Raw genomic sequence first — 21,307 nt, forward strand, 5'->3', positions numbered from 1 at the left:
GCCATTCAAAGATAATGTTAAAAACACAAGCACAAATTATATCTGGCTATAGCCAAAAAATTAATGAGGTTACAACTAAGATTGAAGCAACAAAAAAGCTTATCGATCAGCTTTCGCTGGTACGAATAGGTCTATTTTTAGCTGAAATATTGTTCTTTGTTTCACTGTTAAATTCTGCCGATGATAACAGCAGAACATTGATCCAATTTGCGTTGCTGCTTCCGGTGATAGGGTTTGTATTTGTGGTAAGGAAACAAGCAAGATTAGACCGTGAAATTGACTATCAAAAGCAATTATTATGGGTTTACCAAAACGAATGGAACCAACTGAATGGCAAACTAAATGGTTATGAGGATGGGAGTGTGTTTGAATCTGAATCTCATCCATATTCATCAGACTTAGATATTTTTGGCCGTGCCTCGCTATTTTCTTTGGTAAACAGATGTTATACTAAAACCGGCAAAGATTTGTTAGCAGAGCGTTTATCGCATAAATCAATCAAAGCTGAAATTTTGGCCCGACAAGAAGCCATTAAAGAAGTACAGGAAAAAATTGAAGAAACATTTGATTTTAGAGCCAACTTACACGGTCATAATATTGAGAAAATTGAACAGATTAAAACGCAATTGGCAGGAGATTTGGGACTGCAACTTGCCTTTGTCCGTAAAAAATTGCTGCGGGTTTACGTTGCCGTTGCTCCATATATTACCTTTGGCTTAGTTTTATCCTCCATTTTTATTGGCGGTTTATCTGGAAATATTTTAGGGCTTTTTGTTTTTATTCATTTAGGCATAAATATCTTTTTAAATTCAAAAATTAATCTGGTTTTTTACAGTTTTGGTGGCGGTTCAGGATTATTAAACAGTTACGCCGAGGCCATAAAGTGGACCGAAAATCAACCATGGAAAAGCAGCTATATTCTGCAGTTATTTACCTCAAAGATTCCGGTAAGTAAAGAAATCAAGACATTATCAAAAGTAATTCAGAAGTTTGATGCAAGGCTAAATCTGATTGTTGGAGGCTTTTTGAATGGATTATTTCTGTGGGATTTGCAATGTTGTATCAGTCTGGATAAATGGTACCAAAGCTCTTCAAAAGATGTTATTTCGGCACTCAACCATTTGGGTGATTTCGAAGAAATTATTTCATTGGCCACTTTAGCTCATAACCAGCCAGACTGGGTTTTTCCTTCAATCGATGAAGGTTTTCAATTGAGCGGAACTGAAATTGGGCACCCGCTAATTTCTGTTGAGCGAAGGGTTAACAATGATTTTTACCTTGAAACAAAGCCAACAGTCGACATTGTAACCGGATCAAATATGGCAGGGAAAAGTACTTTTCTGAGAACGCTCGGCATCAATATGGTTTTAGCTTATGCAGGCGGTCCTGTTTGCGCCAGGTCATTAAGATTATCTGTTTTTTCCATTAACAGCTATATGAGAATTAAAGATTCTTTAAATGAAAGTACCTCCACTTTTAAAGCTGAGCTAGATCGTTTGAAAATGATTTTAAAGAATATCGAACAAGACAAAAATACGTTTGTACTTATTGATGAAATGTTGCGTGGAACCAATAGTAAGGACAAATATTTAGGGTCGAAGGTTTTTGTAGAAAAGCTGATTGCAGAAAAAACGCCAGGTTTATTTGCCACACACGATTTACAATTGGCCGATTTGAAAGAGGATCATTCTACTACTTTAAGAAACTTTCATTTTGATATTCAAATCATAAACGGAGAAATGGAGTTCGATTATAAACTGAAACAGGGACCTTGTTCTACCTTTAATGCCGCAATTTTATTGAAACAGATCGGCTTAAGCTTAGATTAATTTATCGCAATAGCGTAACCGATCCTGTATATTTAACGGTATTATTGTTTAAATGAGTTCCGAGAATTACATAATAATAAACACCTGTTGGTAGCTCGGTATTTTTAAAGGTTCCTTTCCAATTGTCGAAAATATTATCGGTAAAAAATAACTGATTGCCATATCGGTTATAAATTTGAATTCTATACCTTTTTAGATTAGTAATGCCTACTACAAATTCATCGTTTACACCATCGCCGTTTGGCGAAAATGCATTTGGTGTAAATATTGAAGCTTCTTTTCTTACGATCAAATCGCCTTGAGTGATCGAATTCCAACAACCATTATTTGAAAATGCCGTCAAAGTAATCTTAAAAGTCCCATCCGTTTGAAAGGTATGTGTAGGGCTTTTTTCAGAGGAAAAAGTTCCATCACCAAAGTGCCACTCAAAATAATCTCCAAATTGAGAAGTATTTGTAAAAACGATTGGGGCAGGCACTGAAAACTTGACATTAAAAGAAGGTTCGGTATAGAAACCCGCTATCGGGATTCTGGCGATTGGAGGTACAATTATACTTGTAGGATCAGAGCTGCAAGTTCCTAAAGTGAGTACAATTTTGTATTCTCCGGCTTTGTTGAAATTAGCTACCGGTATTTCCACGCTACTGTTGGTTGCCGTAAAATTGTCTGGGCCTGTCCACAGGTAACTCATGTTTTCCTGTTGGGGAACGGAAAGTCTTATTAAATCGTTTATGCAGAAAGCTGGTTTGTTGATCGAAATTTCTGGAATTTCAGGCTTCAACTCTACCAGAATTTCTTGGGTAGCGATAGCTACACAGCCGTTGTCAGTTTCAATGGTTAAAGTAATCGTTTTCAGTCCTGGCGTATCAAAAGTGATTACTTTACCGTTGTTTGCAGCATCGGTATTTGTTCGCACTGATAAACCGAAATCCCATTTAAGCTTGGTATAATTTTTAGATGCATTCACGAATGAAAAACTCTGATTCGCTTCACATTTGTTATTTACTACAATAGAGAATGCCGCCTCTGGTTTCAAATCAACGGAAAGAATTTCCAATGAATTTTCTTCACTAATGCAGTCTCCAACTTGTACATATAGTTTATAAATTCCAATATGTTCAGGACCCACGTTCGGTATAGCCGGGTTTTGTTCGGTAGAAGTGAAGCCATTTGGTCCGCTCCAGTGGTAAGTAGCAAGGTTCAGAAATGGTGTTGAAAGTTGCAGCACATCGCCTTGGCATAAGGTCAAATCAGATGCTGTGATAGTGGGTTTATCGGGCGTTTTAGCGACGATAAAGTTCTTTGTGGTTATCACACTACAACCATTGCTCCCTTTGGCTTCGAGCACAACAACTTTTTCTCCCGGTGTGTTGTAAGTGATGGTGTAGGGGCCAATGCCATCTGCGGTTGCTAAACTTGCACCTTCACCAAATGACCATTTTAAGTCTGCATAATTAGCGGCAATACTTTCAAATACATACGCCTGGCTATCTGTACACGGGTTTAACTTCTCTACAGCTATTTCAGCACTTGGTCCTGCTAAATCTGCATCTCCCCCAAATTCTAAAGTGAAGCCATTGTTCGCCTGATCAAAATTATTAATCAGAATAGCATACACATGATCTTCAATTAAATCAACATATTTCAAAAAACCATTTTGTCCTAAGCCACACCCGCTCTGCTCTGTTAAATCCGTTTCAGTTAAACTAAGTCCAGTTTTGAAATAGCTTGGTGTACAGGTAACCCCACTACCGGCAGCACATCTTATCGCAGTTGAAGGATTCATGTTGCCACAATTTCCATTCAATCCCAAATCATAAAATATCCAGTCAATATCGTTGGTAGTAACGGTTGGTGTAATTGTAAAAGTGAAACTACCTGCTTTAGAAGCTTTGAACATGTACCAGGCGGTGTTGGCTTCATTACCATCCAGGCAAGTGCCAACAGTTTCACTCAGATTGTTACCTCCACCTGCTACATTAAGTTGAGTAAAAGTTTCTTTGCTGCAGAGTATTGAAAACGTACCGCAATCTTGTCCAGGCTGAAGGGGTGGGAAATAATTGTCTACACAAAGTTTAAAAGTTCCTGTATTATCATTCTGTGCGCTAACTCTAATGTAATATATCTCGCCAAGTTTTAAACCTCCTTTGTATAATACGTTTACATTATTTGATGGAGTTGTTGAAACAGGTATTTCTGATACAGCGTTACTAAGAGGGTCAAAGGTATAGAGTGCTATTAGGGGATTTAATAGTGTATTGGTGCTGCTCGAATTAACCTGGCCACTTACTGAAATATTAACATCATATTTTGTAGCGGTAAACTTAAACCAAACATCTTTTCCGATTGCTACCCAACTTGTAGGTTTATTATAAATAGTCGATGCGGTGGCTTCAACATTACTATAGGCCGCATCAACGCTACAGAATCCGGTAGTGTTTGGGATGTTTACTGCATTTACTAATTCATCATTTATTGGCGGAGAAAAATTTGCCCAAAGTTTCGAGCAAAATATTAAGAATAAAAAGAGAATTAATGAAAAGCGCATCAGTAAAACTATTAAAAAATGTTTTCTTTTTGTGCTGTAATGTAAGTTAATGTTTTGTTAATATTAAAGTTGCAACTTGAGGCAGTAAGATAAGACTATGATTAAAGCAAGTGATTTTGGATCGGACTTTTTATGGGGAGTAGCTACAGCGGCACCACAAATTGAAGGCGCTACCAGTTCTTATGGTAAGGGGCCGTCCATTTGGGATAACTTTTCCAATCGAAATGGGAAAATTAAAAATGGTCATAAGATGAATGTTGCCTGCGATTTTTATCATCGTTATCAGGAAGACATTGCTTTGGTGAAATTATTAGGTTTTAAGATATTCAGGTTTTCCATTGCATGGTCGAGGATTTTACCTGCTGGCAGAGGAGAGGTTAACCAAGAGGGATTACGTTTTTACCATCGTATAATAGATGAATGTTTAAGTCATGGAATTACGCCTTATATCACACTCTATCATTGGGATTTGCCTCAGGCTTTGGAAGATGAGGGTGGATGGACCAGTTTCAGTATTAATGCAGCCTTCAATGCATTTGTGAGTATTTGTGCGCTCGAATATGGCGACAAAGTCAAAAATTGGATCGTGTTGAATGAGCCGTTTGGTTACACTTCACTGGGTTACATGCTAGGCATCCATGCACCAGGAAAAACCGGATTAAGCAATTTTTTTCCTGCTGTGTTACATACTGCTCTAGCACAGGCTGAGGGTGGGAAAATCTTGAGGGCAGAGGTCAGTAATGCCAATATCGGAACCACTTATTCTTGCTCAGAGATTATTCCTCACACGCATAGCGATAACGATTTACTGGCTGCCAAGCGAGTAGATTGTTTGATGAATAGACTTTTTGTAGAGCCGGCACAAGGTTTGGGCTTTCCAACTGGAGATTGGGAAGTTTTGGAGAAATTTCAAATGGAATATGGAACCTGGCGTTTGCAGGATAGGATGAAATTTGATTTCGATTTTATTGGTTTGCAGAACTATTTTCCACTAACAATTAAATACAATGCATTTATTCCAGTAATCCAGGCCTGGGAGGTAAAAGCCAAAAGCCGTAAAAAACCACATACCGCAATGGGTTGGGAAATTAATGCCAATAGTTTTTACAATATCATTAAGCAATTTGCTGCCTATCCGAACATTAAGAATTTGATGATTACCGAAAATGGAGCCGCCTACCATGATAAGGTAGACAATGGCAATATTGTAGATGCAGAGCGGATTGAATATTTTAAGATATATCTGGAGGCGTTACTTAAGGCAAAAAGCGATGGAATTAACATCACGGGTTATATGGCCTGGACATTAATGGACAATTTTGAATGGGCTGAAGGCTTCAACGCCCGCTTTGGGCTTGTTCACACTGATTTTAAAACATTGAAACGCACCATCAAGTATTCGGGTTATTGGTGGCAGGAATTTTTGAAAAACTAAGGCTGTTTTCCCGCAGATCTTCGCAGATAAGAAACGCAGATTTAAAAAATCGGAGAGAATCTGCGGTCTTATCTTTTTTAGATCTGTTAGAAATATGATTATCTTGAACTCATGAACGACAAGACCATAGTTTATAGTACTTACTACGATCCAATGGAAGCCAATATTATCAGGGCTAGACTAGAAGATTCGGGTTTTGCGTGTTTCCTTGCCGATGAAAATGTGGCCACGATCAACCCGCTCTACAATCAGGCCATAGGAGGTATTAAGCTTATCGTTTTTGAAAGGGACTTTGAAGCGATTAATAAGCTGTTGATAGAAGATCACCAGCTTGAAGATATTGACAGCCAAGTGGAGGAAAACCCCATGGCTGAAGAGTTGGTCATTTGTCCAAAATGCGGATCTAAAAATCTTCACCGATCAGAAAAAAGGTATAACAAATTTAACCTATTCGGAATATTTAATTATCGGCTACCGAAAATAGAAGTGATCCGATGCCTTGATTGTGGTCATGAATTTGAGTAGGTTTTTCGCAACAGTCTAAGTACCTAAACCCGATATTCGCGAAAAGCTCCCGATTTTCTTCGGGGCTTGTAGCATTAGCGGGACCGAACCGTTAAAAAAATCACTGCATCTGCTTTCCAAATAAAAAAATCCCGCCCTGATTTTGCTCAAAGCGGGATTTACAATATGTAAACTGCAGACTTCTGACTGAAGACTCAAGACTAACTAAAGTCCAGCTTTCGCTGCAGCCTCAGCTCTGATGATATTTAACGCACCGCCGGCCTTAAACCAGTCGATTTGCTGTGCATTATAACTGTGATTAACCGGGAAAGATTCCTCAGTTCCATCTGCATGGTGTAAAACCAAAGTGAGTGGCTTATCTGGAGCAAACTCTGTCAACCCTAAAATATCAACTGTATCGCCTTCTAAAATTTTGTCGTAATCGTCTTTATCAGCAAAAGTTAAACCTAACATTCCTTGCTTTTTCAGGTTGGTTTCGTGGATACGGGCAAAAGATTTTACTAAAACTGCACGAACTCCAAGATGACGAGGTTCCATCGCGGCATGCTCACGTGATGAGCCTTCGCCATAATTTTCATCACCAATAACGATCGATCCGAAACCTGCTGCTTTATAATCGCGTTGTGTTGCCGGAACAGGACCATATTCTCCTGTTAATTCATTTTTAACACTGTCTGTTTTATCGTTGAAGTAATTCACTGCACCGATTAACATGTTGTTCGAAATGTTATCTAAGTGACCACGGAATTTTAACCACGGACCAGCCATTGAAATATGATCTGTTGTACATTTGCCTTTTGCTTTGATTAAAAGTTTCAAGCCTTTTAAATCTGTGCCTTCCCAAGGTGTAAATGGATCAAGCAATTGCAAGCGGTGAGAGGTCGGAGAAACTAAAACTTCTACCTTTGAACCATCTTCTGCTGGCGCCTGATAACCCGCATCTTCAACAGCAAAACCTTTAGTAGGTAATTCAAAGCCGGTAGGAGGGTCTAATTTAACTTGTTCACCTTTATCATTTGTAAGCGTATCTGTTAATGGGTTAAAACCTAAATCACCCGCAATTGCAATGGCAGCAACCATTTCTGGCGATGCAACAAAGGCGTAAGTGTTCGGGTTACCATCGGCACGTTTTGCAAAGTTTCTGTTAAACGAGTGAACGATCGTGTTTTTCTCTGCCTTTTCTGCACCGGTTCTATCCCACATTCCAATACATGGGCCGCAGGCATTGGTGAAAATTGTAGCGTCCAAATCTTCGAAGGTTTTTAAATAACCGTCACGATCAGCCGTGTAACGTACTTGCTCAGAACCAGGATTGATGCCAAACTCAGCTTTCGTTACCAAACCTTTTGAAATAGCCTGGTTAGCGATGGATGCAGCTCTTGACAAATCTTCGTAGGAAGAATTGGTACAAGAACCAATTAAGCCCCATTCCACTTTCAAAGGCCATCCGTTTTTCTCTGCCTCTACTTTCATCTGCGAAACCGGAGTAGCCAAATCTGGCGTAAACGGACCGTTTAAGTAGGGTTCTAATGTATCTAAATCAATTTCGATTACCTGATCGAAATAGTTTTCAGGGTCAGCATACACTTCAGCATCACCAGTTAAATATTCTTTTATCTTATTGGCTTCGTCAGCTACTTCATTGCGATCAGTTGAGCGTAAGTAACGTTCCATGCTTTCATCATAACCGAAAGTAGATGTGGTTGCACCGATTTCAGCCCCCATATTGCAAATGGTACCTTTACCTGTACAGCTTAAGTTGATTGCACCATCACCAAAATATTCCACAATTGCACCGGTACCACCTTTTACGGTTAAGATACCTGCAACTTTTAAAATCACATCTTTTGCTGCGGTCCAACCGTTTAATTTACCGGTTAACTTAACACCGATTAATTTAGGGAATTTAAGTTCCCAAGGTAAACCCGCCATCACATCGCAAGCATCGGCACCGCCAACACCAATTGCAACCATGCCCAAACCACCAGCATTAACGGTGTGTGAGTCGGTTCCAATCATCATTCCGCCAGGGAAAGCATAATTTTCTAAAACTACCTGGTGAATAATACCTGCACCTGGTTTCCAGAAACCGATTCCATATTTATTGGATACAGAAGATAAGAAATCAAAAACTTCTGCACTTTCTGTCCTTGCATGAGGAAGATCTATCGCTGCACCTTCTTTAGCAGTAATTAAGTGATCGCAATGAACCGTTGATGGAACAGCAACTTGTGGACGACCAGCTTGCATAAATTGCAAAAGTGCCATTTGTGCGGTAGCATCTTGCATTGCTACACGGTCTGGAGCGAAATCTACATAATCAGTTCCACGAGAAAATGATTTTTTAGGATCGCCATCCCAAAGGTGGGCGTATAATATTTTTTCTGATAATGTTAAAGGTCTGCCTACAATTTTACGGGCCGCATCTACACGCGGGCCGAAATTTGCGTAAACCTTCTTAATCATGTCTATGTCGAAAGCCATACTTTATTTTTTAAAAATTATTATCAATTTCAATACAAACTAAATTAAACATTTTTTGACAGACTTATTTTTATGATTTGTCAAAAAATCTAATTTAAAAACATTCTATGCTGTTTTTGCATAATTAAAGAGGCTATCTGATAAGTCAGACAGCCTCTAATTTAATAACAATAAATGCAGATTTTTGTTTCTTATAATTTGGTAGAAACAGGGGTAAACTTGGTTAAGTTAATACCTTCAACTGCAGTTTTATATTCTTCAATACTTGGAATACGACCTAAAATTGCAGAAAGAACGACTACAGGAGTGGAAGCCAATAAAGACTCACCTTTTTTACCATCTCTATCTTCTACCACACGGCCCTGGAACAAGCGGGTTGAAGTTGCCATGACGGTATCTCCTTTTGCTGCTTTTTCCTGGTTACCCATACATAAGTTACAGCCTGGACGCTCTAAGTACATGATGTTTTCATATTCTGTACGGGCTGAACTTTTCGGCAATGCATCGCTAAATTCAAATCCAGAATACTTTTGCAGGTATTCCCAATCACCTTCCGCTTTTAATTCATCAATGATATTATAAGTAGGGGCAGCAACCACTAACGGAGCTTTGAAAGAAACTGTTCCTGTTTTTTGCTCTACATTTCTTAACATTTGCGAAACGATTTTCAAATCGTCTTTGTGAACCATGCAAGATCCAACGAAGCCAAGGTCTACCTTTTTATCGCCTCCGTAGAAAGTTAAATCTCTGATGGTATCATGGGTGTAGCGTTTAGAAACGTCAACATTGTTCACATCCGGATCGGCAATCATTGGCTCTTCAATTAAATCCAAATCAATGACTACCTCTGCATAATATTTCGCATTATCATCTGGCATTAAAGCAGGTTTGATGCCTGTTTTTATTTCCTCAATACGTTTGTTTGCTTTGTTGATTAAGCCTTGTAGCACCTGGTTATGGTTGTCCATACCTTTGTCTATCATGATTTGAATCCGATTTTTAGCAATTTCTAAAGATTGAATTAAAGTATCATCCTGTGAAATGCAAATAGATGCTTTTGCTTTCATCTCTGCTGTCCAATCGGTAAAAGTAAAAGCCTGATCGGCTAATAAAGTTCCAATGTGAACTTCAATAATACGACCCTGGAATACATTTTCGCCATCAAATTGCTGCAACATTTGTAATTGGGTCGCGTGTACCACATCACGGAAATCCATGTGCGTTTTCATGGCACCTTTGAAAGTTACCTTAACCGATTCAGGAATTGGCATTGAAGCCTCACCAGTTGCCAGCGCTAGTGCCACAGTGCCAGAATCGGCACCGAAAGCCACGCCTTTAGACATACGGGTGTGCGAATCGCCACCGATAATGATTGCCCATTCGTCAATGGTAATGTCATTCAGTACTTTATGAATCACATCGGTCATTGCGTGGTATTCACCTTTAGGGTCGCGGGCGGTAATTACACCAAACTCATTCATAAATTTCATCAATTTAGGAATGTTGGCTTGGGCTTTTTTATCCCACACAGATGCCGTGTGGCAACCCGATTGGTAAGCGCCATCAACAATTGGTGATATGACAGTCGCAGCCATTGCCTCTAACTCCTGGGCGGTCATCAAACCGGTGGTATCCTGAGAACCAACAATGTTTACTTCCACACGAACATCAGAACCAGCGTGTAAAATTTTACCTTGAGTTAAACCCACAGCATTTCTGTTGAAGATTTTTTCTACAGCAGTTAAACCTTGGCCTGCAATAGAAACTTCTTTAGCTGGGGCAAAAACGATTGGAGCTTCAATACCCAAAGTTTTAGCTGCGAAGGTTTGGATTTTTTTACCAAACACAATAGCGTATGAACCGCCAGCTTTGATAAACTCCATTTTTTGCGGAGTTAGCGCTTTTGAAATATCAATTAATTCAAACTCGCCGTTATATAATTTTTTTGTTCTGGTATTGATGGTCAGTACAGTGCCTGTTTCAATGGAATAAACCTGTTCCAAGATAGGTTCATCGTTTTCATTGCGGATCACGTTGCCATTTTCATCAATCTTTTTTACCCAGTTTTTAAGGTCGATACCAATACCACCTGTTACATCAACTGTGGTAAGGAAAATTGGGGAAATGCCATTAGTACCACCAACAATAGGCGCTATGTTTACAAATGGAATGTAAGGACTAGATTTTTTACCTGTCCAAAGGGCTACATTGTTTACTCCCGACATGCGAGAAGAACCCACGCCCATCGTACCTTTTTCAGCAACTAACATCACACTTTTATCCGGATGCTGTGCCTGTAAAGCCTGAATTTCTTCCTGAGCTTCTGGCGTAATCATGCATTTTCCATGCAATTCACGGTCAGAACGGGAGTGCGCCTGATTTCCTGGAGACAATAAATCTGTAGAAATGTCGCCAATACCAGCAATAAACGTTACTACTTTAATTTCTTCGGCTACCTCAGGGAGTTTTGTGAAAAACTCAGCCTGTGCATAGCTTTCCAAAATCTCTTTAGCGATCTCATTTCCATTATGATAAGCCTCTTTTAATCGATCTGTATCTGCATCGTATAAGAAAACCTGTGTTTTAAGCACATTAGCAGCTTTATGGGCTTTATCGCCATTATCTGCCAGAGCGATATCTAATAAAACTTTGATAGAAGGTCCGCCCTTCATGTGCGATAGCAGTTCGAAAGCAAAATCTGGAGTAATTTCTGCAACTACCGCTTCACCTAAAATTATTTCTTTTAAAAACTGTGCCTTTACAACTGCTGCGCCAGTGGTTCCGGGCAAAGTATTGTAGATGAAAAAATTAACAGCTTCTTCTCTGTTAAAATTATTTACGTTTTTAATTTGCGTGATGATTTCACTCAGCAGCTCAGCGCCATCAATAGGTTTAGGGTGAAGACCTTGAGCTTTTCTGTCTTCAATCTCCTGGATATAATCGTTATAAATACTCATCTTAGATATTTTATTCTCTTTCTTGTAGGTTTAGGTAGCGAAAATGCTTATTTCCTGTCGTGTGAAAAAGAATATGTTGTTGTAAATTAATTTGTGTTATTAAGCCAATTAAGCTCAATATTTTGGTCAAAACAAAAATAGCAAAAATAACCCTTAAATATAATTCGGGCAGGCTATTAAGTAATTTGGAATTGTTCTAAATTACTGTAAATGATTGAAAATGAAGTCATGAAAACGTAGTAATTATTTCTTCATTTAGCTCAAAGAATAAATTTAAATAACCCCTCAGTTATACCTTTTAGTATAAGTTATATAACTGTCCATAAACGAACATTAATGTTCATTTACGAACGTATCTTGAAATGCATTCATGCTATTATAACCTTATACAGGGAACTAACGACGCTAATTTTCTATGGCACAGGATTGGCTAAAGGCTACAGCGTTGAAAAAGTGAAACCTTTATCCGAAAAATATTTTAACACCCTTGGCAATGTGAACTCCAAACGATCGAAAGCTTTCAAACTATCATGAAATACCACTATCGAACCATTTTCGGTGTGTTTGATCACGTTTTGGAAGCACTTTTCGGGCGAAAGATTAATGTCAAAATCGCCACTGAGTACATCCCACATTACGATGTTGAGTCCAGAGTCTTTAGTTTTTAGTCTTGAGTCGGATTGCGTTTTGAGAACTAATGACTGCAGACTTTTGACTTGAGACTTTTTTATCCTTCCATAAGGAGGCCTGAAAAGATGGGTTTGGGTGATTTCCTGGCACTTAAGGATATTTTCGATATAGGTTTCATTGTCGGTTTTCCATCCTTTTAAATGGTTAAAAGTGTGGTTTCCGATGGCATGTCCGTCGTTTATTACACGAGCGTAAACTTCGGGATGTTTTACAATATTATCGCCAATACAGAAAAATGTGGCCTTTGCGTTAAAAGCTTTCAAAGTTTTTAAAACAAAATCTGTAACATTGGGTATAGGTCCATCGTCAAAGGTCAAATAAATAACTTTTTCGGTGCGGGATTTATTCCATAACAATGATGGATAATACCATTTTAGCAGAAGCGGCGATTTGATCAGGTACATTTTACAACCAAAGTTAGTAAATGCCTGTACAGATTGAAATTATTAAAGTTGTTTATATAGATTTGAAACAAATTATGAAAATGTTTACCAAGAATAAGTTACTTACCGGATCTGCATTGTTATTAGCACTAAGCTTTGGTCAAAATGTTAAGGCGCAAGAAGTAATCACCATTGAACAAGCGGTTGAAAATACGCTGAAAAATAACTTAAACATTAAACAAGCTGCTTTTAGTGCGGCGCTGAGTGAAGAAAATTTAACACAATCTAAATATGCACTTTATCCAAATTTGAATGCCAGTATAAATCCAAATTTAACTTTTGGTCGTGGTTTGGATCAAACTACATTTCAGGTTACCAACCAAACCTCATTATTTACGAGTGGTAATTTAAGTACCAATGTCGATTTATTTCAGGGGTTAACAAAAATTAACCAGATTAAACAAAACAAAACGCTTTTGGAGGCGGATAAGAGTAACGTAGAAAAAATCAAAAATGATTTGATTTTAAATGTTGTTACCGCCTATCTTCAGGTTTTGTATAATTCAGATTTAGAAAAAGCTTCTAAAGAACAATTGGATATTGCCAATAAAACTTTAGTAAGAGAAAATGCTTTATTGGATGCAGGTAATAAAACTCTGGCAGATATTTCTCAAGCAAAATCTCAAGTGGCAACTGCAGAGTTAAACCTTACAAATGCACAAAACGCACTTTCCATTTCCTACTTAACACTTGGACAATTGATGGAAATGCAACCTAACCAACGTTTTGTTGTGCAGGCGCCATTGATTGACAATGTTAAAGCAGCAGTAACGAATACCAGCGCAGAAGAAATTTACAATAATGCCTTAAGTATATTTCCAGATATTAAATTAGCGGGTCTGAGGTCATTGGCGGCCAAACAAGCAATTGCGGTAGCTAAAGGTGCTTACTATCCATCGTTAAGTTTAGGAGCAGGTTTAAATACATCTTATTCTTACCAATTTAATTATGCTGGCCAATTTCCCCAGTCATCTTTTGCCGATCAAATCAATCAGCGCTTGGGGCAGAGTATAGGTATGAGCTTGCAAATTCCAATATTTAATGGGTTTTCTGCCCGCTCAAGTGTTCGTCGGGCGAAAATTACTTATCAGAACTCGTTAACATCTGAGCAGCTGGCAAAAAACAACCTTAACAAAGTTATTTTTCAAGCTACAACAGACTTAAGAGCAGCTGAAAGTCGTTATAGATCGACTCAAAACGCATTTGATGCACAGAAAGATGCTTTTTATGTGGTTGAACAACGTTACAATGTCGGATTGGTAAACTCACTGGATTACAGTACTGCACAAACAAATAGAAACAAAGCTGAGATCGATTTTATACAAGCCAAATACGATCTTTTATTTAGAGCAAAAGTAATTGACTATTACCTGGGGAAACAAATTACTTTTTAAATAAGAGCAAGGAATGAGGATCAAAGAATAAAGATCTAAAACTAAAGTAAAAAAACACAATAATCTGTGAAATCACTAAATCAGTGTAATCATCCGCGAAGCGAAAATAAAACAACGAAATACATTAAACAATTATGAAACTGAAGCACATATTAATTACCATTGGTGTCATTCTTGCCATTTTAGCCGTGTTGGCGGTAACTGGCGTTATAGGTGGCGAAAAAATTGAAAAAGTTACTGTAGATAAAGCATCAGATAAAACTGTGGTAGAAACAGTAACTGCAAGTGGTAAAATTCAACCAGAAACCGAAGTTAAATTAAGTTCTGAGGTATCGGGAGAAGTGGTAGAACTGAAAGTTAAAGAAGGCGATATTGTTAAAGCCGGCCAATTACTTTGTAAAGTTCGTCCAGATATTTTGCAATCGGGTTATGAGCGTACAGTGGCTTCATATAACGCTCAGAAAGCAAGTGTTGCTGCCGCACAACAACAATTAGCTCAAAATCAAGCTAATTTCGTTAATGCAGAAGCTACGTATAAACGTAATGTAGAATTGTTTAATAAAAAAGTGATATCAGCATCAGAATTTGATGCCGCCAAAGCTGCCTATTTAACAGCTAAAGCAACCTTAGCCAGTGCAAAAGAAAATGTAACTGGTGCTAAATTTACTTTAGAGCAAACAGGTGCAAATGTAAAGGAAGCAGGGGCAAATTTAGCAAGAACGACCATTTATGCTCCGGCAGATGGTGTAGTTTCAAAACTATCAATCGAATTGGGCGATCGTATTTTGGGAACCTCGCAAATGGCTGGTACCGAAATTATGCGTATTTCCAATCTTTCATCAATGGAAGTAAATGTAGATGTAAATGAAAACGATATTACCCGTGTTAAAGTGGGCGATAAAGCTTCTATTGAGGTTGATGCTTTTGCTGATAAAAAATTTAGAGGTGTGGTAACAGAAATCGCAAGTTCATCAACAGCGGTTGGAACAACTACTTCAACATCAGTAGATCAGGTAACAAATTTCTCTGTAAAAATCAGAATTACAGAAGTAATGGAAGGCAAACAACAATCTATTTTCCGCCCGGGAATGTCGGCCACTGTTGACATTGAAAGCGAAACCGTTAATGGTTTAGCTGTTCCAATTCAGGCCGTATTCACCGAAAGTGGTAAGGCTGGCGAAGGCGACAAAAATAGCGGGAATCAGGAAAATACCGATAAGCAGAAGTCGAAATTAACCGATAAGAAAATAAAACAATTCGTATATACTTTTGATGCCAAAACGAAAAAGGTGAAGAAAGTTGAAGTGAATACAGGAATCCAGAATGATCAGTTTATCATCGTTAAATCGGGTGTAAAAGCTGGCCAGGAAATTGTAACAGGTCCTTATTCAGCAATCCAAAATAAGTTAAAAGACGGTATGGTTGTAGAAAAAACAGCTAAAGACCAGTTGTTTAACAAAGACGGCAAGAAGTAGTTTATAATTAATCGCAAGAAATAGTAACTTGCGCAATGGTTTAAGTTGTAAACCAAGGTTAGGGGTGTAAGGTTTAAGGTTTAGAGACATCAAGTCTATACCTTAAGGCTTACACCTTTTACCTTACATCTTTTTCTTGAAACACCTTTTACCTTAAAACCTTTTTTATAACATGGTACCTAAAATAGCGATGATAGGGGGCGGGAGCTGGGCGACTGCCATTGTTAAAATGCTTTCTGATAATTTATCCGAAAAAGAAATTTATTGGTGGATGCGCAATGAAGTGGCTATCGATCACATTAAAAAGTTTAAGCATAACCCACACTACTTAAGTTCTGTTGAGATAAAATTGGCAGATGACCACTTGTCTTCAAACGTAAAAGAAATTATTAGCGCTGCTGATTTTGTGATCCTAAACGTACCTGCCGCCTTCATAAAGGAAACGCTTTCGGCAATTACTAGTGATGATCTAAAAGGGAAAAAGATTGTTTCTGCGATTAAAGGTATCGTACCAGAAGATAACCTGATTATTGGAGAATTTTTACATGAGCGTTACGCCATTCCATATCATGATATTTTGGTGGTTAGCGGCCCTTGCCATGCCGAAGAGGTTGCTTTCGAAAAACTATCTTACCTCACTATTGCCTGTACAGATATTGAAAAGGCCTCAGGTTTTGCGTCATTATTAAATACCCATTACATCAAAACCAACGTTTCTGATGATATTTTCGGGACAGAATACGCTGCTGTTTTAAAAAATATTTATGCTGTAGCCAGCGGAATTTGTCACGGTATAGGTTACGGCGATAACTTCCAGGCGGTATTAATTAGCAATGCCATTAGAGAAATAAAACGTTTCGTTGATGCCGTTCACCCCATCAACCGCGACATTATGGAATCTGCCTATTTGGGCGATTTATTGGTTACAGCTTATTCTCAATTTAGCCGCAACCGTACTTTTGGCAATATGGTTGGCAAGGGTTATACTGTAAAATCAGCGCAGCTAGAAATGAATATGATTGCTGAGGGCTATTATGCGGCCAAATGTATGCACATTAAAAACCTTGAATTTAATGTAGATATGCCAATTAGTAAAGCCGTTCACAATATTTTATATGAAAACCGATCGCCTCAAATGGAGATGAAGTTACTTGCCGAGAAAATAAATTAATAGCTGTAAAGCAATGAACTGTTAATCGGTTACTGCAGTCCTTTTTTTCGTTTTATCTTTTTGTTTGTGATACTGCTGGGATTAAAATTTTTGCGCCAAAAAGGATATCACTTCAATAAGGTTTATTTAACATTTTATAGTAATCCTAATTAAAACAAATTGGCTGTTATTGCGTTCTACACTAAATAAAAAATAACTGTCATGAAAAAGAAATTTGCAATAGGATTATTAACACTCGCATTATTTGGCGGTGTAAGCTTAAGTGTTAATGCACAAGAGAAAAAAACAGATGTTGGTAAAGCACTAGATAAAACCGGTAAAGCCATTGGAAAAGGTGCAAAATCGGTTGGTAATAAAACTGCCGAAGTTGCAGTGAAAGGCGGTTCGAAAGTAGCGGATAAAACCTGGAAAGGCAAAATGGCACCAGATGGTTCTGATGTTTACATCAATGCTAAAAACGAAAAGTATTACGTAAACTCAAAAGGTGCAAAAATTTGGTTAAAACCAAGTCAAATCAAAACCAGAGTAGAAAAAAAGAACTAAAATAATGAACAGCAAAAAGCCTCGGTTGAAAATTTCAAACCGAGGCTTTTTTATTTTATAAATTTTTTAAACTATTGTTCCGTATAAATCAAAATCTTCAGCTCTGTCTATTTTAACATTTACAAAACTGCCATTTGCAGCATAACCTGTTGCAGCATCGATTAAAACCTCGTTATCTACTTCCGGTGAATCAAATTCTGTTCTTCCAACAAAGAAATCGCCCTCCTTTTTGTCAACCAAAACTTTGAAAGTCTGCCCTACCTTTTCCTGGTTAATATCATATGAAATGCCTTGCTGTATTTCCATGATCTCATCTACACGTTGTTGTTTAACTTCATCAGCAACATCATCAACTAGGGTGTGTGCATGAGTTTTCTCTTCATGAGAATAGGTAAAACAACCTAAACGATCAAACTTGGTTTCTTCAACCCACTGTTTCATTTCCTCAAAATCGTGTTCTGTTTCGCCCGGATAACCACAAATTAAAGTAGTTCTCATCGCAATATTAGGCACCTTATCTCTAATTTGGTTCACCAAATCAATGGTTTTTTGTTTCGTTGTACCACGACGCATTGATTTCAACATATTATCTGTAATGTGTTGAAGCGGCATATCCAGATATTTGCAAATATTATCACGCTCATTCATGGCATCCAAAATTTCCATCGGGAAACCAGAAGGGTAGGCGTATTGTAAACGAATCCATTCAATACCAGGAACATCAGATAAACGACGCATAAGCTCATCTAACTTTCTAACGCCATACAGATCTAAGCCGTAGTAAGTTAAATCCTGTGCAATTAGAATCAACTCTTTTGTGCCGTTTTTAGCTAGAATTTTGGCTTCATTAACCAGCTCTTCCATCGGTTTACTCATGTGTTTTCCACGCATCAGCGGGATAGCACAAAATGAACAAGGACGGTTACAACCTTCGGCTATTTTGAAATAGGCAAAGTGAGATGGCGTAGTTAATAAACGTTCGCCAATAAGTTCATGTTTGTAGTTTGCGCCTAACTCGTGTAGTATATTTTGTAAATCGTTGGTGCCAAAAAAAGCATCCACGTTGGTAATTTCCGATTCTAGTTCTGGTTTGTAACGTTCAGACAAACATCCTGTTACTACCACTTTGCCAATTTTGCCTGCTTCCTTTAGTTCGCTGAATTGGAGAATGGTATCAATAGATTCTTGTTTAGCATTATCAATAAAACCGCAGGTATTGATTACTACAATATCATCTTTCCCCATCTTATCAGACTCGTGAACAACGTTTAAGTTATTTCCACGTAGCTGCCCCATCAATACTTCCGAATCGTATATATTCTTAGAGCAACCCAAAGTAATTACGTTTATTTTGGGTTGTTTAATTGCGGTTTTACTTTTTACTATTTTGGTATTCATAATATTATTATTTACGCTTCCTTGCGGGTTGATTCCACAGATTCTATGATTTCACAGATTTTAGCGTGTATTTATTTGAAAGATTATACCGATATTCTTTTGACTTCACAACTGGTGTTTCCAAAATTGATCAATAAACCTGTTTTAATTTTGCTCGCTTTTAGATAAGAGATCAATTGATTTTGAAATAATTTTGGTTGATAACCAGTTACTGATTTAAGCTCTACGATGATTTTTTCTTCCACTATAAGATCACATCTAAACTTACCTATTATCTGATCTTCGAACAACACTATATATTCTTTCTCTATCTCGAATTTTAATCCGGTCTGCTGTAATTTAATTTTAAGGGCATTTACATAGATCTTTTCCAGAAAGCCTGGACCTAGATACGTATGCACCTTATAACAGCATCCAATTATAGTTTGTGTTAGCTCGTCATTTTCATATTCCTCCATTAGTGAATTTACACAAAAATCAGTGTAATCATTGAATCGGTGTAATCAAACACGAAGTGCATTCATTATTTAAACAAGCTATTCACAAACTCTTTCTTATCAAAAAGCTGCAAATCGACTATCTTTTCTCCTACGCCAATATATTTTACTGGAATTTTAAACTGATCGGAAATGCCAATTACCACACCACCTTTAGCCGTTCCATCTAATTTAGTAATCGCTAAAGCATTTACATCGGTAGCTTCGGTAAATTGTTTGCATTGCTCAAAAGCATTTTGCCCGGTTGAAGCATCTAATACAAGCAAAATTTCATGTGGCGCACCCGGAACAACCTTTTGCATCACCTGCTTAATTTTGCCCAACTCATTCATTAAGCCGACTTTATTGTGTAAACGTCCGGCAGTATCAATAATTACTACATCTTCGCCATTGGCCACAGCCGATTGTAAAGTGTCAAAAGCAACAGAGGCAGGATCAGATCCCATCGGTTGGGCAACAACTCTTACACCAACACGTTCTCCCCAAAGTTTAATTTGATCTACAGCAGCAGCTCTAAAAGTATCTGCAGCACCTAAAACAACTTTAAGGCCAGATTCTTTTAACTTGTGAGCCAACTTGCCAATGGTGGTTGTTTTACCAACGCCATTAACACCAACCACCATAATTACATAGGGTTTGTGGTCGCCATACTCAAATTGACGGAAATCGTTGCTGTTATTTTCAGAAAGTAGTAATTGAATTTCATCTCTTAAAATGAAATTTAATTCAGACGTGTTAAGGTATTTGTCTTTAGAAACGCGTTCTTCAATCCGTTTGATGATTTTTAACGTGGTGCTTACTCCAACATCAGAAGTAACCAAAACCTCTTCGAGATTATCGAGTACTTCGTCATCAACTGTTGATTTTCCGGCAACAGCTTTGGTAATTTTATTAAAGAAACCATCTTTAGTTTTTTCTAAACCTTTATCCAAAGCTTCTTGAGCCTCTGGAGCAGTTTCCTTCTTTTTGAAAAAATCAAATAAGCCCATATCTAAATTTGCTATAACAAAAAAAGCCCTCCCGGTTAAAACGGAACGGCCTTTAATATTTTCTGATTAAAAAATATTAACCTTATTTAGATGCGATAGCATCTTTTACGTGGTCGTTATGAACGATAAGTTCTTTGAATGAGTAAGCACCAGTTTTTGGTGATTTAACCATTGTGATCACTTTCGAATATTCTTTACCTGTACCTGTTTTAAGGGTTGCAACTACTTTCTTTGCCATGTTCTTATAATTTTAATGATTGAATGATAGATTGATAGAATGATAGAATGGGGGTTCCTCACCCTAACCTTCTATTATAAATCACCAATCTTATTTAATTTCTTTGTGTACGGTTACTTTTCTCAATACCGGGTTGAATTTTTTCAATTCTAAACGCTCAGTAGTGTTTTTACGGTTTTTCGTAGAAATATATCTAGACATACCTGGCATGCCACTTTCTTTGTGCTCAGTACATTCTAAAATAACCTGAACTCTGTTACCTTTTTTTGCCATTTTAATATTAATTGTAAACTGTTAATCTCAACAGTTAATGTTTTTTACAAAAATCCTTTTTTTACGAAACGGTTAATCGCTTCGCTAATACCCACTTTATTGATGGTTTTAATCGCTGAAGTAGAAACTTTCAACGTAATCCAACGGTCTTCTTCAGGGATATAAAATTTCTGAAGTTTCAAATTAGGATAAAATTTGCGTTTGGTTTTAACGTTCGAGTGTGATACGTTATTACCTTTCATTGCCATTTTTCCTGTTAAATCACAAACTCTTGACATGACTTGTAAATATAGTTGTTAAAATATCGTCGCTTAATTTTTTTAAGAGTGTGCAAATATCTGAATAATAATTGTAAACAACAAGAGGGGCTGTAAATATTTTCTATATTTTTTCAATTTTCATTGGCCATATCCATTTT

17 protein-coding genes are annotated in these 21,307 nt (G+C 37.6%); 7 read left to right on the forward strand and 10 right to left on the reverse strand.

Going from position 1 to position 21,307, the window contains the following annotated elements:
• Positions 1-14: 14 nt before the first annotated feature.
• Positions 15-1,829 (forward strand): MutS-related protein, encoded by a 1,815-nt coding sequence (locus tag ACZZZC_RS05705; RefSeq protein WP_463485195.1) that lies wholly within the window; start codon positions 15-17, stop codon positions 1,827-1,829.
• Position 1,830: 1 nt separating this feature from the next.
• Here the strand turns inward: ACZZZC_RS05705 and ACZZZC_RS05710 are convergent, their stop codons facing one another.
• A complete protein-coding gene (locus ACZZZC_RS05710; protein WP_463485196.1) occupies positions 1,831-4,377 on the reverse strand; it encodes a PKD domain-containing protein in 2,547 nt (848 codons plus the stop codon).
• Positions 4,378-4,474: 97 nt separating this feature from the next.
• Here ACZZZC_RS05710 and ACZZZC_RS05715 point away from each other — a divergent pair, with 97 nt between their 5' ends.
• Entirely contained in the window at positions 4,475-5,812 is a 1,338-nt protein-coding gene (locus ACZZZC_RS05715; protein ID WP_463485197.1) for a GH1 family beta-glucosidase, read from the forward strand.
• A gap of 111 nt (positions 5,813-5,923) precedes the next feature.
• Positions 5,924-6,337: a putative signal transducing protein gene (locus ACZZZC_RS05720; protein WP_463485198.1), complete on the forward strand. Its 414-nt coding sequence runs from the start codon at positions 5,924-5,926 to the stop codon at positions 6,335-6,337.
• 204 nt (positions 6,338-6,541) lie between these two features.
• Here ACZZZC_RS05720 and ACZZZC_RS05725 read toward each other — a convergent pair whose 3' ends face one another.
• The 3 genes from ACZZZC_RS05725 to ACZZZC_RS05735 all read right to left on the reverse strand — a co-directional run bounded on the left by ACZZZC_RS05725 (position 6,542) and on the right by ACZZZC_RS05735 (position 12,872).
• Positions 6,542-8,821, reverse strand: coding sequence for an aconitate hydratase (locus ACZZZC_RS05725; protein WP_463485199.1), 2,280 nt, complete (start codon positions 8,819-8,821; stop codon positions 6,542-6,544).
• Positions 8,822-9,012: 191 nt separating this feature from the next.
• Positions 9,013-11,778, reverse strand: coding sequence for a bifunctional aconitate hydratase 2/2-methylisocitrate dehydratase (locus tag ACZZZC_RS05730; RefSeq protein ID WP_463485200.1), 2,766 nt, complete (start codon positions 11,776-11,778; stop codon positions 9,013-9,015).
• A gap of 437 nt (positions 11,779-12,215) precedes the next feature.
• Positions 12,216-12,872, reverse strand: a complete 657-nt coding sequence (locus ACZZZC_RS05735) for a polysaccharide deacetylase family protein (RefSeq protein WP_463486713.1) — start codon at positions 12,870-12,872, stop codon at positions 12,216-12,218.
• Positions 12,873-12,892: 20 nt separating this feature from the next.
• On the opposite strand from ACZZZC_RS05735, the gene ACZZZC_RS05740 reads away from it, so the two are divergent.
• The 4 genes from ACZZZC_RS05740 (at position 12,893) to ACZZZC_RS05755 (ending at position 17,494) form a co-directional block, all read left to right on the forward strand.
• Entirely contained in the window at positions 12,893-14,305 is a 1,413-nt protein-coding gene (locus tag ACZZZC_RS05740; protein WP_463485202.1) for a TolC family protein, read from the forward strand.
• A 134-nt stretch (positions 14,306-14,439) separates the two neighbouring features.
• Entirely contained in the window at positions 14,440-15,780 is a 1,341-nt protein-coding gene (locus ACZZZC_RS05745; RefSeq protein WP_463485203.1) for an efflux RND transporter periplasmic adaptor subunit, read from the forward strand.
• A gap of 172 nt (positions 15,781-15,952) precedes the next feature.
• On the forward strand, positions 15,953-16,951 hold the full coding sequence (locus tag ACZZZC_RS05750; RefSeq protein WP_463485204.1) for an NAD(P)H-dependent glycerol-3-phosphate dehydrogenase: 999 nt from the start codon (positions 15,953-15,955) through the stop codon (positions 16,949-16,951).
• Between the two features lie 201 nt (positions 16,952-17,152).
• Complete coding sequence (locus ACZZZC_RS05755) at positions 17,153-17,494, forward strand: hypothetical protein (protein WP_056848597.1); 342 nt, start codon at positions 17,153-17,155, stop codon at positions 17,492-17,494.
• A 66-nt stretch (positions 17,495-17,560) separates the two neighbouring features.
• Here ACZZZC_RS05755 and rimO read toward each other — a convergent pair whose 3' ends face one another.
• From rimO to rpmB, 6 genes are all read right to left on the reverse strand, one after another.
• A complete protein-coding gene (gene rimO, locus ACZZZC_RS05760) occupies positions 17,561-18,892 on the reverse strand; it encodes a 30S ribosomal protein S12 methylthiotransferase RimO (RefSeq protein WP_463485205.1) in 1,332 nt (443 codons plus the stop codon).
• An 83-nt stretch (positions 18,893-18,975) separates the two neighbouring features.
• Entirely contained in the window at positions 18,976-19,350 is a 375-nt protein-coding gene (locus ACZZZC_RS05765; RefSeq protein ID WP_463486714.1) for a GxxExxY protein, read from the reverse strand.
• Positions 19,351-19,415: 65 nt separating this feature from the next.
• Positions 19,416-20,378, reverse strand: a complete 963-nt coding sequence (ftsY, locus tag ACZZZC_RS05770) for a signal recognition particle-docking protein FtsY (protein WP_463485207.1) — start codon at positions 20,376-20,378, stop codon at positions 19,416-19,418.
• An 82-nt stretch (positions 20,379-20,460) separates the two neighbouring features.
• The gene (locus ACZZZC_RS05775; protein ID WP_010599808.1) at positions 20,461-20,616 is read right to left on the reverse strand and encodes a DUF4295 domain-containing protein; all 156 of its coding nucleotides are present in this window, start codon (positions 20,614-20,616) and stop codon (positions 20,461-20,463) included.
• A 90-nt stretch (positions 20,617-20,706) separates the two neighbouring features.
• A complete protein-coding gene (gene rpmG, locus ACZZZC_RS05780; protein WP_010599807.1) occupies positions 20,707-20,889 on the reverse strand; it encodes a 50S ribosomal protein L33 in 183 nt (60 codons plus the stop codon).
• Between the two features lie 44 nt (positions 20,890-20,933).
• Positions 20,934-21,167, reverse strand: a complete 234-nt coding sequence (gene rpmB / locus ACZZZC_RS05785) for a 50S ribosomal protein L28 (protein ID WP_010599806.1) — start codon at positions 21,165-21,167, stop codon at positions 20,934-20,936.
• Positions 21,168-21,307: the final 140 nt, after the last annotated feature.

This window comes from Pedobacter sp. AC212 (genome assembly GCF_979258625.1).

Bases quoted from the DNA above. Each gene is read 5' to 3' on its own strand.
- rimO (WP_463485205.1), bottom strand. From the start codon at position 18,892: ATGAATACCAAAATAGTAAAAAGTAAAACCGCAATTAAACAACCCAAA.
- ACZZZC_RS05740 (WP_463485202.1), top strand. From the start codon at position 12,893: ATGCCTGTACAGATTGAAATTATTAAAGTTGTTTATATAGATTTGAAA.
- ACZZZC_RS05730 (WP_463485200.1), bottom strand. From the start codon at position 11,778: ATGAGTATTTATAACGATTATATCCAGGAGATTGAAGACAGAAAAGCT.
- ftsY (WP_463485207.1), bottom strand. From the start codon at position 20,378: ATGGGCTTATTTGATTTTTTCAAAAAGAAGGAAACTGCTCCAGAGGCT.
- ACZZZC_RS05750 (WP_463485204.1), top strand. From the start codon at position 15,953: ATGGTACCTAAAATAGCGATGATAGGGGGCGGGAGCTGGGCGACTGCC.
- ACZZZC_RS05735 (WP_463486713.1), bottom strand. From the start codon at position 12,872: ATGTACCTGATCAAATCGCCGCTTCTGCTAAAATGGTATTATCCATCA.
- ACZZZC_RS05725 (WP_463485199.1), bottom strand. From the start codon at position 8,821: ATGGCTTTCGACATAGACATGATTAAGAAGGTTTACGCAAATTTCGGC.
- ACZZZC_RS05745 (WP_463485203.1), top strand. From the start codon at position 14,440: ATGAAACTGAAGCACATATTAATTACCATTGGTGTCATTCTTGCCATT.
- ACZZZC_RS05755 (WP_056848597.1), top strand. From the start codon at position 17,153: ATGAAAAAGAAATTTGCAATAGGATTATTAACACTCGCATTATTTGGC.
- ACZZZC_RS05720 (WP_463485198.1), top strand. From the start codon at position 5,924: ATGAACGACAAGACCATAGTTTATAGTACTTACTACGATCCAATGGAA.
- rpmG (WP_010599807.1), bottom strand. From the start codon at position 20,889: ATGGCAAAAAAAGGTAACAGAGTTCAGGTTATTTTAGAATGTACTGAG.
- ACZZZC_RS05705 (WP_463485195.1), top strand. From the start codon at position 15: ATGTTAAAAACACAAGCACAAATTATATCTGGCTATAGCCAAAAAATT.
- rpmB (WP_010599806.1), bottom strand. From the start codon at position 21,167: ATGTCAAGAGTTTGTGATTTAACAGGAAAAATGGCAATGAAAGGTAAT.
- ACZZZC_RS05710 (WP_463485196.1), bottom strand. From the start codon at position 4,377: ATGCGCTTTTCATTAATTCTCTTTTTATTCTTAATATTTTGCTCGAAA.
- ACZZZC_RS05715 (WP_463485197.1), top strand. From the start codon at position 4,475: ATGATTAAAGCAAGTGATTTTGGATCGGACTTTTTATGGGGAGTAGCT.
- ACZZZC_RS05765 (WP_463486714.1), bottom strand. From the start codon at position 19,350: ATGGAGGAATATGAAAATGACGAGCTAACACAAACTATAATTGGATGC.
- ACZZZC_RS05775 (WP_010599808.1), bottom strand. From the start codon at position 20,616: ATGGCAAAGAAAGTAGTTGCAACCCTTAAAACAGGTACAGGTAAAGAA.